The organism is Pseudomonas sp. 18.1.10 (assembly GCF_024655625.1).
Classification (GTDB): Bacteria; Pseudomonadota; Gammaproteobacteria; order Pseudomonadales; family Pseudomonadaceae; genus Aquipseudomonas.
This window is the reverse complement of the sequence record NZ_JANLGL010000152.1, coordinates 1-14,505: the sequence shown is the minus strand read 5'-3', so window position 1 is coordinate 14,505 and position 14,505 is coordinate 1. Positions and strand designations below refer to the sequence as shown.

At 61.8% G+C, this 14,505-nt stretch carries 10 protein-coding genes; 8 read left to right on the top strand and 2 right to left on the bottom strand.

Features of this window, described 5'->3' with window-relative positions; all coding sequences use genetic code 11:
* Positions 1-143 precede the first annotated feature (143 nt).
* The gene (locus tag NUV89_RS21560; protein WP_257782892.1) at positions 144-1,520 is read right to left on the bottom strand and encodes an L-serine ammonia-lyase; all 1,377 of its coding nucleotides are present in this window, start codon (positions 1,518-1,520) and stop codon (positions 144-146) included.
* A 416-nt stretch (positions 1,521-1,936) separates the two neighbouring features.
* Between NUV89_RS21560 and NUV89_RS21555 the strand changes: the two genes are divergently transcribed.
* From NUV89_RS21555 to choV, 3 genes are all read left to right on the top strand, one after another.
* The gene (locus NUV89_RS21555) at positions 1,937-2,884 is read left to right on the top strand and encodes a choline ABC transporter substrate-binding protein (RefSeq protein WP_257782891.1); all 948 of its coding nucleotides are present in this window, start codon (positions 1,937-1,939) and stop codon (positions 2,882-2,884) included.
* 69 nt (positions 2,885-2,953) lie between these two features.
* Positions 2,954-3,799 carry a choline ABC transporter permease subunit gene (gene choW / locus NUV89_RS21550; RefSeq protein WP_017735985.1) on the top strand — a complete coding sequence of 282 codons (846 nt, stop codon included), beginning with the start codon at positions 2,954-2,956 and terminating at the stop codon, positions 3,797-3,799.
* Positions 3,796-4,974, top strand: a complete 1,179-nt coding sequence (choV, locus tag NUV89_RS21545; RefSeq protein WP_257782890.1) for a choline ABC transporter ATP-binding protein — start codon at positions 3,796-3,798, stop codon at positions 4,972-4,974. The genes choW and choV overlap by 4 nt, the downstream gene beginning before the upstream one ends.
* Positions 4,975-5,138: 164 nt before the next feature.
* On the opposite strand, the gene NUV89_RS21540 is transcribed toward choV, so the two are convergent.
* The gene (locus NUV89_RS21540) at positions 5,139-7,073 is read right to left on the bottom strand and encodes a BCCT family transporter (RefSeq protein WP_257782893.1); all 1,935 of its coding nucleotides are present in this window, start codon (positions 7,071-7,073) and stop codon (positions 5,139-5,141) included.
* A gap of 380 nt (positions 7,074-7,453) precedes the next feature.
* On the opposite strand from NUV89_RS21540, the gene betI reads away from it, so the two are divergent.
* The 5 genes from betI (at position 7,454) to NUV89_RS21515 (ending at position 14,405) form a co-directional block, all read left to right on the top strand.
* Positions 7,454-8,047 (top strand): transcriptional regulator BetI, encoded by a 594-nt coding sequence (gene betI / locus NUV89_RS21535; protein WP_015886274.1) that lies wholly within the window; start codon positions 7,454-7,456, stop codon positions 8,045-8,047.
* Between the two features lie 92 nt (positions 8,048-8,139).
* Positions 8,140-9,612, top strand: a complete 1,473-nt coding sequence (betB, locus tag NUV89_RS21530) for a betaine-aldehyde dehydrogenase (RefSeq protein ID WP_124527218.1) — start codon at positions 8,140-8,142, stop codon at positions 9,610-9,612.
* A 143-nt stretch (positions 9,613-9,755) separates the two neighbouring features.
* Positions 9,756-11,450, top strand: a complete 1,695-nt coding sequence (gene betA, locus NUV89_RS21525) for a choline dehydrogenase (protein ID WP_257782889.1) — start codon at positions 9,756-9,758, stop codon at positions 11,448-11,450.
* Between the two features lie 196 nt (positions 11,451-11,646).
* Complete coding sequence (locus tag NUV89_RS21520) at positions 11,647-13,089, top strand: TldD/PmbA family protein (protein WP_257782888.1); 1,443 nt, start codon at positions 11,647-11,649, stop codon at positions 13,087-13,089.
* Positions 13,089-14,405 (top strand): TldD/PmbA family protein, encoded by a 1,317-nt coding sequence (locus NUV89_RS21515; protein WP_257782887.1) that lies wholly within the window; start codon positions 13,089-13,091, stop codon positions 14,403-14,405. Before NUV89_RS21520 ends, NUV89_RS21515 begins: the two co-directional genes overlap by 1 nt.
* Positions 14,406-14,505 lie beyond the last annotated feature (100 nt).

Genomic DNA, 14,505 nt, shown 5'->3' with positions numbered 1-14,505 from the left:
GTGGCTCAAGGACTTGGAATAAAGGTTTAGACCGAGTCGCGCCCTTCGCGAGAAAGCCCCCTCCCACATTTTGACCCCATTTACATGTTGGTACACGGTCAAGTGTGGGAGCGGGCTTGCTCGCGAATGCAGGCGACTCGGTCTCAGCACTCCACCGCACTCACCGCCAACCCCCCCCGCGATGTCTCCTTGTACTTGTCATGCATATCCGCCCCGGTATCGCGCATGGTGCGGATCACCCGGTCCAGCGAGATAAAGTGCTGGCCGTCACCGCGCAGGGCCATCTGCGCCGCGTTGATCGCCTTCACCGCCGCAATCGCATTGCGCTCGATGCACGGCACTTGCACCAACCCGCCCACCGGGTCGCAGGTCAGGCCGAGGTTGTGTTCCAGGCCGATTTCGGCGGCGTTGCACAGTTGCTCCGGCGTGGCGCCGAGGATTTCCGCCAGCCCGGCAGCGGCCATGGCGCAGGCGGAACCGACTTCGCCCTGGCAACCCACTTCGGCGCCGGAGATCGAGGCGTTCTTCTTGCACAGGATGCCCACCGCCGCGGCGCCGAGCATGTAGTCCACGACGTTGGCTTCGGTGACTTCTTCGCTGAACTTCATGAAGTAGTGCAACACCGCCGGGATGATCCCCGCCGCGCCGTTGGTGGGGGCGGTAACCATGCGCCCACCGGCGGCGTTTTCCTCGTTCACCGCGAGGGCGAACAGGTTGACCCACTCCATCGCGCTCAAGGTCGAGCCGATCACGTTGGGCTTGCCCAGTTCCTGCAAGCTGCGGTGCAGCTTGGCCGCGCGGCGGCGTACGTTGAGGCCGCCCGGCAGGATGCCTTCGTGCTTGAGGCCCTGCTCCACGCAATCTTGCATGGCGCGCCAGAGCTTCATCAGGCCGCTGCGGATTTCTTCTTCGCTGCGCCAGACCTTTTCGTTCGCCAGCATCAGCTCGGCGACGCGCAGGTTGTGGCTCTTGCACAGCTGCAACAGCTCTGCCGCGCTGGAAAAATCGTAAGGCAGCTCGGTGCGGTCCATGTCGGCCACGCCGCTTTGGGCCTGGGCTTCATCCACCACAAAACCGCCGCCCACGGAATAGTAGGTGTCGCGGTGCAACTCGCCGTTGTCGCCATGCACCACGAGGGTCATGGCATTGGGGTGGAACGGCAGGTTTTCGTCGAGCAGTTGCATGTCGCGGGCCCACACGAAAGGCACCGGCAGGCGCCCGTCGAGCAATAACGTGTCGGTTTCGCGCAGGGTGGCGATGCGAATGCCGATCTGCGACGGGTCGATGGCGTCGGGCCACTCGCCCATCAGGCCCATGATGGTGGCGGTGTCGCTGCCATGGCCGATGCCGGTGGCCGACAACGAGCCATAGAGCTGCACTTCGACGCGGCGTACTTGGTCCAGCCACTCGCGTTCGCGCAAGCCTTGCACAAACAACGCCGCGGCGCGCATGGGGCCGACGGTGTGCGAACTCGAAGGCCCGATGCCGATCTTGAACAGGTCGAAAACGCTGATAGCCATTGCCGTGGAACTCCTCGATAAGCACGGGCCAGGCATGAACGAGGTGCTACGCTCAGATCGCCCAGATGGCGGCATCATCAGCCTTTTGTTCGTCATCACGGCGTCTCACACCGACGTAACCATGCTCACTAACGCCGCTCACGTGCGAAGCGGTGTTTTGGCCGTTTTTTGCGGTGCAGAGGGGTAAAAACAGCAGTTTTACCTCTGGAAAAATCTGTAAGCGACGTCACCGACACTGGATACGACCATCCCTGTACTGGATACGACGCCCCCTGTAGGCGTCAGATTTTCACTGGTACATGATCGGTCTCGACTCGTTTGCAAGGCACCGTGCCAGAGCTGTTGTCGCACGTACCAACCGCAACACCTATAAAGCGCGGCGAAGGCCGCCAGAAAAAACACAGGAGTCTAGCCCTATGAAAGGTTCACCCCAGTTGTTGTTGGCCGCCATGTTGAGTCTGCCAGTCCTGGCGCACGCTGCAGAACCGGCACAATGTCAGACCGTCAACTTCTCCGATGTCGGCTGGACCGACATCACCGTCACCACCGCGACCACCAGCGAAGTCCTCAAGGGCCTGGGCTACAAGCCACGCACCACGATGATTTCGGTACCGGTGACCTACAAGTCCCTGGCCGACGGCAAGAACATGGACATCTTCCTCGGCAACTGGATGCCGACCATGGAAAACGACATCAAGCAGTACCGTGATGCCGGCACCGTGGAAACCGTGCGCGCCAACCTGGAGAACGCCAAGTACACCCTGGCGGTCCCCGAGGCGCTGTACAACAAGGGCCTGAAAGACTTCGCCGATATCGCCAAATTCAAGGACGAGCTGGGCGGCAAGATCTACGGCATCGAGCCGGGCAACGACGGCAACCGCACCATCCAGACGCTGATCGACAAAGACGCCTTCGGCCTGAAAACCGCCGGCTTCAAAGTGGTCGAGTCCAGCGAAGCCGGGATGCTCTCCCAGGTCGAGCGCGCGGCCAAGCGCGACCAGGCCATCGTGTTCCTCGGTTGGGAACCGCACCCGATGAACACCCGCTTCAAGATGAAGTACCTGACCGGTGGGGATGATTCATTCGGCCCCAACTACGGCCAGGCGACCATCTACACCAACACCCGCAAGGGCTACTCCGAGGAATGCAGCAACGTCGGTCAGTTGCTGAAAAACCTGGTGTTCACCCTGGACATGGAAAGCACCCTGATGGGCAAAGTCCTGGACGACAAACAAAAACCCGACGCGGCCGCCAAAGCGTGGCTCAAAGCTAACCCGCAAGTCCTCGACACCTGGCTCGCCGGTGTTACCACTGTGGATGGCAAACCTGGACTGGACGCCGTGAAAGCCTATCTCGCCAAGTAACACCGTTGTCCCCGGGGCGGTACGCTGCCCCGGGATGTTTTCCCTCTTCGCATGTGGACATTCACTACCATGCTGACTGAACAGAAAATCCCACTAGGCCAGTACATCGCTGCCTTCGTCGAATGGTTGACCCAACACGGCGCCAACTACTTCGACGCCATCGCATCGACCCTGGAAACGATGATCCACGGCGTGACATTCGCGCTGACCTGGTTCAATCCGCTGGCATTGATCGGTCTGATTGCGCTGCTGGCTCACTTTATTCAACGCAAATGGGGCCTGACCGTCTTTGTCATCGCCTCCTTCCTGCTGATCCTCAACCTGGGGTACTGGCAGGAAACCATGGAGACCCTGGCGCAAGTGCTGTTCGCCACCCTGGTCTGCGTGGTCATCGGCGTGCCGCTGGGCATTGTTGCCGCGCACAAGCCACTGTTCTACACGATGATGCGCCCGGTCCTCGATCTGATGCAGACCGTACCGACCTTCGTCTACCTCATCCCTACCCTGACCCTCTTCGGGCTGGGTGTGGTGCCTGGCTTGATCTCGACGGTGGTGTTCGCGATTGCCGCGCCGATCCGCCTGACCTACCTGGGTATCCGCGACGTTCCCCAGGAGCTGCTCGACGCCGGCAAAGCCTTTGGCTGCTCGCGCCGCCAACTGCTCTCGCGCATCGAACTGCCCCACGCCATGCCGAGCATCGCTGCCGGCATTACCCAATGCATCATGCTGTCGTTGTCGATGGTGGTGATCGCGGCCCTGGTGGGCGCCGACGGCCTCGGCAAACCGGTGGTCAACGCACTCAACACCGCTGACATCGCCCTGGGCTTTGAAGCCGGCCTGGCAATCGTCCTGCTGGCCATCATGCTCGACCGCATCTGCAAACAACCCGACGCCAAAGTAGGGGGTGATGCATGAGCATTATCCGATTCGACAAGGTCGACGTGATCTTTTCCAAAGACCCACGCGAAGCGCTCAAGCTGCTGGACCAGGGCATGAGCCGTAACGAAATCCTGAAAAAGACCGGGCAGATTGTCGGCGTAGAAAAAGCCAGCCTGGACATCGAGAAAGGCGAGATCTGCGTGCTGATGGGCCTGTCGGGCTCGGGCAAATCCAGCTTGCTGCGCTGCATCAACGGCCTCAACACCGTGAGCCGTGGCCAGTTGTTCGTGGAGCATGAAGGTCGCCAGATCGACATCGCCTCCTGCACCCCGGCCGAGCTGAAAATGATGCGCACCAAACGCATCGCCATGGTGTTCCAGAAGTTCGCCCTGATGCCCTGGCTGACAGTGCGCGAAAACATCAGCTTCGGCCTCGAGATGCAAGGCCGCCCGGAGAAAGACCGGCGCAAGCTGGTGGATGAAAAACTCGAGCTGGTAGGCCTGACCCAATGGCGCAACAAGAAGCCGGACGAGCTGTCGGGCGGCATGCAGCAGCGCGTCGGCCTGGCCCGCGCGTTGGCGATGGACGCCGACATTTTGCTGATGGACGAACCCTTCTCCGCCCTCGACCCGCTGATCCGCCAAGGCTTGCAGGACGAGCTGCTGGAGCTGCAACGCAAGCTGAGCAAGACCATCGTGTTTGTAAGCCACGACCTCGACGAGGCGCTCAAGCTGGGCAGCCGTATCGCGATCATGAAAGACGGCAAGATCATCCAGTACAGCGTGCCGGAAGAAATCGTGCTGAACCCGGCAGACGACTATGTGCGCACCTTCGTCGCCCATACCAACCCGCTGAACGTGCTGTGCGGGCGCAGCCTGATGCGCACCCTGGACAACTGCAAGCGCATCAACGGTTCAGTCTGCCTGGACCCGGGCGGCGATTCGTGGCTGGACCTGGCCGAAGGCAACACCATCAAGGGTGCTCGCCAGAATGGCGCAGTGATGAACCTGCAGAACTGGACGCCGGGGCAAGCGGTGGAAGGTTTGGGCCGGGTGCCGACGCTGGTGGATTCGAATATCGGCATGCGTGATGCGTTGCAGATTCGCTATCACACCGGGAACAAGCTGGTGTTGCATGACAACAACCGGGTGGTGGGGATCTTGGGGGATAGCGAGCTGTACCATGCCCTCCTGGGCAAAAACCTGGGCTAACACCCCAAACCCACCTGAAGACACTGGGTCAATGTGGGAGCTGGGTGCCCTGCATTAGTTTTAGTTAATCCACCAACCTAATCGCAGGCAAGCCAGCTCCCACAGTTGACCGCATTGCAGTCTTGAGAAAGCGGCGCCAGTGACGGCGCCGCTCGCTTCAACTATCAGCTATAGACCCGGCCAAGGAGCTGCCGATGGCTTTCAAACTGATCGAGCACGTCCCGGGTGATCTGTTCCTGGGCAAAGCCCATCAGGTCGTATTCCTGAGGCCCGTTGTGCAGGTACACCTCGGCACGGTAGTAGCGGGTGCGCTCTTCTTCAGGCAAGTCAGTGGAAGCCGACGAGTAAGCATCCAGGCTCACTTCGTAGACAAACGGGTTGCCCTCTTCCATCTCGATGCGCACACCGATGCAGCGCTTGGATTTGCCCAGCAAGGTCTGCACTTCCAACCCTTGCTCACGCAGCGCAACAGCGGCTTCTTCCAACGCCGGCGTTACGTGCTTGTCCATGAAACGTTGCACCGTGCCCTGGCTCGGTTGCAGGTCCAGCGCGGTCAGGCGCTCGCTGAAACCACGACGGCCACGCTCGGCCAATTGCGCCTGCTCTTGTTCGATGGCCACGTCCTGGCGCATCGCCTTGTGCAAGCCGAACATAAAGAACACCAGCACCACCGAGAACGGCAGCCCTGCCAGCACCACCATGGTCTGCATGGCCTGGAAGTTGCCGGCAAACAGCAAGCCAATGGTCACCAGGGTTATCACTGCCGACCAGAAGATCCGCAGCCAATGCGGCGCGTCTTCGTCCACGTTGCCGCCTTTGCACGACAGGTTGGCCATCATCACCGCGCCGGAATCCGCCGGGGTCAGGAACAGCACAAAGCCGACAAAGATCGACACACCGATGACGATTTTCGACGCCGGGTAATGCTCCAGCAGTTGGTAGATGGCCATCGACGGCTGTTCCAGCGCCGTCGTGCCCAACTCCACCGCACCGTGGTTGAGCACCAGGTCCAACGCCGAGTTACCAAAGATCGACAGCCACGCCAGGGTGAAGCCCAGCGGGATCAGCAGCACGCCGGCCACCAGTTCACGCACCGAGCGACCACGGGAAATCCGCGCGATAAACATGCCGACGAATGGCGCCCAGGAAATCCACCAGGCCCAGTAGAACAGGGTCCACAGGCCCATCCAGCCTTCGGTCTTCGCCGCGTCGCCTTCGTACACATAGAGGTCGAAGGTTTTCAGCACGATACCGTTGAGGTAGTCACCGGTGTTCTGCACCAGGCCGTTGAGCAGGTGCAGGGTCGGGCCAAACAGCAGCACAAAGATCAGCAGGCCGCTGAACAGCACGATGTTGAGGTTGGACAGGCGGCGAATGCCGTTCTCCACACCCGACACGGCGGCGATGGTCGCCACGGTGCTCATCACGATAATCACGATCAGCAGGTTGGTGTTGTTGTGCTCCATGCCGAACAGGTTTTCCAACCCGGACGACACTTGCATCGCGCCAATCCCCAGGTTGGTCACCAGGCCCAGCAGGGTCACGAACATGCCGAAACCGTCCACCGCGTGGCCGGCCGCGCCCTTCACCCAACGCTCGCCCACCAGCGGGTACAGCGCCGAACGCAAGGCCAGCGGCTGGTTATGACGGTAGGCGAAGTACGCCACGGCCAGGCCGACCAGGGCGTAGATCGCCCAGCCGTGCAGGCCCCAGTGCAGGAAGGTCAATTGCAGCGCCTGGCGGGCAGCCGTGTTGCTGGCGGCCACGCCTTCGGGCGGGTTGAAGTAGTGATCCAACGGCTCCGAGGCGCCGAAGTACAACAGCGAGATGCCGATACCCGACGAGAACAACATGCCGGCCCAGGCGCCGTAGCTGAAGTCCGGGGTGTCGTCCTTGCTGCCCAGTTTCAATTTGCCGTAGGACGAAAACGCCAGGCCGACCACAAACACCAGGTAGGCGGCGATGACCACCATGTAGTACCAGCCAAAGCTTTTCGACAGCCACGCTTGCGCGACGCCGAGCATGCGCCCGGCCTCCTGCGGGGCGATGATGAGGATGGCGGTCAACAACAGAATCAACGCGGTGGAGGTGTAGAACACCCAACCGTTGACCCGCACCTTTTCTGGCGGGGTCTTTATAAGAGAGGCAGAACTCATGGCGCAGATGCTCCGGGCAGTGCGAAAGAGAAACACAAGGCAGCGGTTATCCCGGGACATCGCTTTATGGGCAGGCGACGGACGGGTGTTATAAAGACACCCCGAAAACCCTTGGCCCCCTACCGGACCGGTAGACAGGGCGTTTCAAGGGTGTTTGCAGGTGTCATTTGTCGCGGCTCCCAGGCAGGAAACTTCTGTAGGCAGCGACCATTTGTCGCAGATCTTATTCTTTGTTGATTGAACGTTCAATCAAAACAAAATAGACTGGCCATCAAGCCGACGGACGTTTATCGCCAGTCGGCAGGCCTAAGGAGAGGTGCTACATGCCCAAGGTCGGTATGCAACCCATACGCCGCCAGCAATTGATCGAAGCCACCTTGACGGCCATCGATCAGGTCGGGATGGGAGATGCCAGCATTGCGCTGATCGCCCGTTTGGCCGGCGTCTCGAACGGCATCATCAGTCACTACTTCAAGGACAAGAACGGCCTTATTGCAGCGACGATGCGCTACTTGATGAACGCGCTGATCGATAACGTCCACGAACGCCGACTGGCCCTGACGGACGACAGCCCACGGGCGCACCTTCAGGTCATCATCGAGGGCAACTTCGACGCCAGCCAGGTCAACGGACCGGCGATGAAAACCTGGCTGGCCTTCTGGGCCACCAGCATGCACCACCCGTCATTGCACCGGTTGCAGCGGATCAACGATCAACGTCTGTATTCCAACCTGTGCTGCCAGTTCCGCCGAGTGCTGCCATTGCCGCACGCACGCAAAGCAGCCCGCGGGCTGGCGGCCCTGATCGACGGTTTGTGGTTGCGCGGCGCCCTGTCGGGAGACGCTTTCGACACGGCGCAGGCGCAACGGATCGCTTACGAATACATGGATTTCCAATTGGCCAAGCAGGTGAGTTAGAGCACACATAAACCGCTCAACCCCTGAACGCTGCCGCACCGGCCTACGGTGCGGTGGTCAACGCCAACCACTTATGCACTTGCGAGGACTTTATGGCCCGTTTCGAACTGCAAAAACTCTACATTGACGGCGGCTACAGCGACGCTGGCAGCGATGCCACCTTCGAAGCCATCAACCCGGCTAACGGTGAAGTTCTCGCCCAAGTGCAACGCGCAACGAAAGAAGACGTTGAACGTGCCGTGGTCAGCGCCGAAAAAGGCCAGAAAATCTGGGCCGCCATGACCGCCATGGAGCGTTCGCGCATCCTGCGTCGTGCCGTCGACATCCTGCGCGAGCGCAACGACGAGCTGGCCGCCCTGGAAACCCTGGACACCGGTAAAGCCTTCTCCGAAACCAAGTACGTCGACATCGTCACCGGTGCCGACGTGCTGGAATACTACGCAGGCCTGGTGCCAGCGATCGAAGGCGAGCAGATCCCACTGCGCGACACCGCATTCGTCTACACCCGCCGCGAGCCGCTGGGCGTGGTCGCTGGTATCGGCGCGTGGAACTACCCGATCCAGATCGCCCTGTGGAAATCCGCGCCAGCCCTGGCCGCCGGTAACGCAATGATCTTCAAACCCAGCGAAGTCACCTCGCTGACCACCCTGAAACTGGCCGAGATCTACACCGAAGCCGGCGTTCCAGCAGGCGTGTTCAACGTATTGACCGGCAGCGGCCGTGAAGTCGGCACCTGGCTGACCGAGCACCCGCGCATCGAAAAAATCTCCTTCACCGGCGGCACCGACACCGGTAAGAAGGTCATGGCCAGCGCGTCCAGCTCTTCGCTGAAAGACGTGACCATGGAACTGGGCGGCAAGTCCCCGCTAATCATCTTCGACGACGCCGACCTCGACCGCGCCGCCGACACCGCGATGATGGCCAACTTCTACAGCTCGGGCCAGGTCTGCACCAACGGCACCCGCGTGTTTGTACCGAAGCACCTGCAAGCGGCGTTTGAAGCCAAGATCGTTGAACGCGTTGCACGCATTCGCGTCGGCAACCCGGAAGACGAAAACACCAACTTCGGCCCGCTGGTCAGCTTCCAGCACATGGAAAGCGTGCTGGGCTACATCGCCAAGGGCAAAGAGCAAGGCGCCCGCCTGCTGTGCGGCGGCGACCGTCTGACCGATGGCGACTTCGCCAAAGGCGCCTTCGTGGCCCCGACCGTGTTCACCGACTGCACCGACGACATGGTCATCGTGCGTGAAGAAATCTTCGGCCCAGTGATGGCGATCCTGACCTACGAAACCGAAGAAGAAGTGATCCGCCGCGCCAACGACACCGACTTCGGCCTGGCCGCTGGCCTGGTGACCAAGGACCTGAACCGCGCACACCGCGTGATTCATCAGCTGGAAGCGGGTATCTGCTGGATCAACGCCTGGGGCGAGTCCGACGCGAAGATGCCGGTGGGCGGCTACAAGCAGTCGGGTGTGGGCCGTGAGAACGGCATCAGCTCGCTGAACAACTTCACCCGCATCAAATCGGTACAGGTTGAGCTGGGCGATTACGTCTCGGTGTTCTAAGACCCGAGTCCTGTATTGCCTGCGAGGCCGCCTTCGCGGGCAAGCCCGCTCCCACATTTTGACCGTGTAAACCCGATCAAATGTGGGAGGGGGCTTGCCCCCGAAGAGGCCCTTGCTGACCACACATCAAAGAGGGTGCATTTATGTCCCAAGAATACGACTACATCATCGTGGGTGCCGGCTCCGCCGGTAACACCCTGGCGACCCGTCTTACCGAAGACGAAGGCGTCACCGTCCTGCTGCTGGAAGCCGGCGGCCCCGACTACCGCTTCGACTTCCGCACGCAAATGCCAGCGGCGCTGGCGTTCCCGCTGCAAGGCCGTCGCTACAACTGGGCCTACGAAACCGATCCAGAGCCCCACATGGACGGCCGTCGCATGGAATGCGGGCGCGGCAAGGGCCTGGGCGGTTCCTCCCTTATCAACGGCATGTGCTACATCCGTGGCAACGCGATGGACTACGACGGCTGGGCGAAACTGCCAGGCCTGGAAAACTGGACCTACCTCGACTGCCTGCCGTACTTCCGCAAAGCGGAAACCCGCGACATCGGCCCCAACGATTGGCACGGTGGCGATGGCCCGGTCAGCGTGACCACGCCTAAAGCGGGCAACAACCCGCTGTTCCACGCCATGGTTGAAGCCGGCGTGCAGGCCGGTTACCCGCGCACCGTGGACTTGAACGGCTACCAGCAAGAAGGCTTCGGCCCGATGGACCGTACCGTCACGCCTAAAGGCCGTCGCGCCAGCACCGCACGCGGTTACCTGGACACCGCCAAGAAGCGTTCCACACTGACCATCGTCACCCACGCCCTCAGCGACAAAGTGCTGTTTGAAGGCAAGCGTGCCGTTGGCGTGCGCTACCTGATCGGCGCGGCTGAAGAGCGCGTGGAAGCCCGTGCACGCAAAGAAGTGATCGTGTGCAGTGGCGCCATCGGCTCGCCGCAACTGCTGCAACGCTCCGGCGTCGGCCCGGCCGAACTGCTGAACAACCTCGACATCCCGGTGGTCCACGACCTGCCTGGCGTCGGCGAAAACCTGCAGGACCACCTTGAGCTGTACCTGCAATACGCCTGCACCCAACCGGTGTCGCTGTACCCATCGCTGCTCTGGTACAACCAGCCGGCCATCGGTGCCGAGTGGCTGTTCAACGGCACCGGCATCGGCGCCAGCAACCAGTTCGAAGCGGGCGGCTTTATCCGTACCCGTGAAGAATTCGAATGGCCGAACATCCAGTACCACTTCCTGCCGGTGGCGATTAACTACAACGGCAGCAACGGTGTGAAAGAGCACGGCTTCCAGGCGCACATGGGCTCCATGCGTTCGCCGAGCCGTGGGCGCATCCAGCTGAAGTCGAAGAACCCACGGGACTACCCGAGCATCCTCTTCAACTACATGGCCACCGAGCAGGACTGGCAGGAATTCCGCGACGGCATCCGCCTGACCCGGGAAATCATGCAACAGCCGGCACTGGACCAATACCGTGGCCGCGAAATCAGCCCAGGTATTGAAGTGCAAACCGACGAGCAACTCGACAAGTTCATCCGTGAACACGCCGAGACCGCGTTCCACCCGTCCTGCTCGTGCAAGATGGGCACCGACGACATGGCCGTCGTGGACAGCGAAGGCCGCGTGCATGGCCTGCAAGGCCTGCGTGTGGTGGATGCGTCGATCATGCCGATCATCACCACCGGCAACCTGAACGCGCCGACGATCATGATCGCCGAGAAAATCGCCGACAAGATCCGTGGCCGCCAGCCGCTGCCGCGCAGCACCGCCGACTACTACGTGGCCGGCGATGCGCCGGTGCGTGGCAAGCCGTTGCGTGAAATTGCGCAGTAACTGAAATACCGCGGTGCTCCCTTCGCGAGCAAGCCCGCTCCCACACTGGCCGTGTTCACAAATTTAGATAGGTGAATGCAGTCAAATGTGGGAGCGGGCTTGCCCGCGATGAGGCCCGAACAGTCACTGCAAAACCCCTCCTTGATCGGCTACTCTGTTCGCCTGCCCGCGACGAGCCGCCCACAAGGAAGGCCCCATGTTCGACTACCACGCCACACTCAAACAGCACTTCGCTGCCCTGCGCACCCGCGCCGAATTCTTCTCCCTGCGCTACGTCCGCGAATCCGGCCACTACCTGGCCGTGCGCAAGAACGTCGCCGAACCGCCGCACCTGAACCACGACGAAGGCGCCATGCTCACCGTGCGTCTCAACGGTGTGGAAGCCTACGCCGCCACCAACGACATTTCCCTCGCCGGCCTGCAAGCCGCCCTTGAGCGCGCCGAACAGCAAGCCCGGCAGATCCTGCCCCACGCCCTGCTCAACCTGCGCGACCAGCCGGTGTCCAGCGATGTGGCTGACTACCTGTCCCCCGATCTCGAGCAAGCCTTCCCGTCCCTGAGCGACTGCTACCAGTTGCTGGGCGACGAGTCTGCCGCCGTGCCCAAAGACGAGCGCCTGGTGAACTGGGAAGTCAGCCTCGGCCTGACCCGCGTCGAACAGATCTACCTCAACAGCGCCGGCGCCGAACTGCGCCAGGCCCAGCGCTTTGTGTTCCCCGGCGTCAACGTCACCGCCTACGACGGCCATGACAGCCAGACCCGCACCCTGGGCGGTAGCAACTTCGGCCAGCAAGGCGGCTTTGGCGTCATCAACCGCTTCGGCCTGGCCGGCGCCGCGCCGCGTATTGCCGACGAAGCCCTGCAACTGTTGCTCGCGCCAAACACCCCCAACGGCCCACGCGACCTGTTGCTGATGCCCGACCAGATGATCCTGCAGATCCACGAATCCATCGGCCACCCGCTGGAACTGGACCGCATCTTGGGCGATGAGCGCAATTACGCCGGCACCAGTTTTGTCAAAGCCAGCGACTTCGGCCAGCTGCAATACGGCTCACCGCTGCTCAACGTGACCTTCGACCCAGAAATCCCGGAGCAACTCGCCAGCTACGGCCATGACGACGACGGCACGGCTGCCAGCAAACAGTTCCTGATCCGCGATGGGCTGTTGCTCAAGCCGTTGGGCGGCGCGCTGTCGCAATTCCGTTCGGGCATGAGCGGCGTCGCCAACAGCCGCGCCAGCAGCTGGAACCGCGCGCCCATCGACCGCATGGCCAACCTGAACATCGAAGCCGGCGACCAGAGCTTCGAACAGCTGGTGGGCGGCATTGAAAACGGCATCCTGATGTCCACCAACCGCTCGTGGTCCATTGATGACGCGCGCAATAAATTCCAGTTCGGCTGCGAATGGGGCCAGTTGATCGAAAACGGCGAGCTCAAAGGCGTGGTGAAAAACCCCAACTACCGGGCAATTTCCGCGCAGTTCTGGCGCAACCTCAGCGCCGTCGGCGATGCCAGCACCTTCAAGGTGCTGGGCACGCCGAACTGCGGCAAAGGCGAACCCAACCAGGTGATCCGCGTGGGGCATGCGTCGCCCGCGTGTGTGTTCAGCAACGTCGATGTATTTGGGGGAGAGGCCTGATGGAAAACTTCAAGGCACTGGTGGAATGGCTCAAGCAGGCCATCACCGACAACGAACAATTCCACCTGGGTTACGCCGCAGAAGCGTCCGAGTTCGTGCGCTTCAACCACGCCAAGGTGCGCCAGGCCGGGCAGGTGCAGCAGGCCAGCGTTCACCTCAAGCTCATCAACGACGGGCGCCATGCCGACCTCGGCATCACCCTGGCCGGCGAACCGGCGCTGGATCGCCAACGCCTCGCCGATGGCCTGCAACAGTTGCGCGAGACCTTGCCACTGCTGCCACAAGACCCGTACCTGCTGCTCAACCACAACGCCTGGCACAGCAGCAACGAACAGGCCCAGCCGTTGCCGGAGCTGGCCCAGGTGTTGGAAGACATCAGCCGCGCCGCCGAAGGTGTCGACCTGGTCGGCTTCTATGCCGCAGGTCCCATCAGCCGTGGCTTCGCCAGTTCATCGGGCGCCTTCGGCTGGCACCAGGCCAATAGTTTCAACTTCGATTTCAGCCTGTTCCATGCCAACGGCGAAGCGGTTAAAGCCAGCTACGCCGGGCACACCTGGGACAGCCGCGAATTTGCCGCGCGCTTCCAGCAAGCCCGTGAGCAGCTCGAATTCCTCGGCCGCCCGCTGCACAAACTGGCGCCGGGACAGTACCGCGCCTACCTCGCCCCGGCGGCGCTGGAAGAAATCATCGACCTCATCACCTGGGGCGGTTTTTCCGCCCAGGCCATCGCCAGCAAAAGCAGTGCGCTGCAAAAGCTGTACGCCGGCGAACAGTCCCTGAGCCCGCTGGTGACGGTGAGTGAGCACGTCAGCGCTTCCCTCAGCGAAGCGTTTTCCAGCGAAGGCTACCCGCGCGGCGACGTCACGCTGATCGACGCCGGCAAGGCCGCAGGCGAATTGATCAACTCCCGCAGCGCCGCCGAATACGGCCTGAGCACCAACGGCGCCAGCAGTGACGAAGCGCCCAGCGCCTTGCAAATGGCGGCGGGCAGCCTGGCCCAGGCCGACATCCTCAAGCAGTTGGGCACCGGTTTGTACATCAGCAACCTGTGGTACCTGAACTACTCCGACCTGCCGGCCGCACGCCTGACCGGCATGACGCGCTTTGCCACGTTCTGGGTGGAAGACGGCGAGATCAAGGCGCCGGTGAGCACGATGCGCTTTGATGACAGTGTGTACAGCCTGCTGGGGGCGCAGTTGGAGGCGCTGACGGCGGAGCGGGAGTTGTTGTTGTCGGCGAGCACCTACGACCAGCGCAATACCTCCTCCAACTTGCTGCCAGGCGCCTTGGTAAAGCGCCTGACACTGACCCTCTAAACACAGCAAATCCCCTGTGGGAGCGGGCTTGTGTGGGAGCGGGCTTGCTCGCGAAAGCAGTGTGTCAGTCACTGAATGAGTTGACGGGTCCACCGCATTC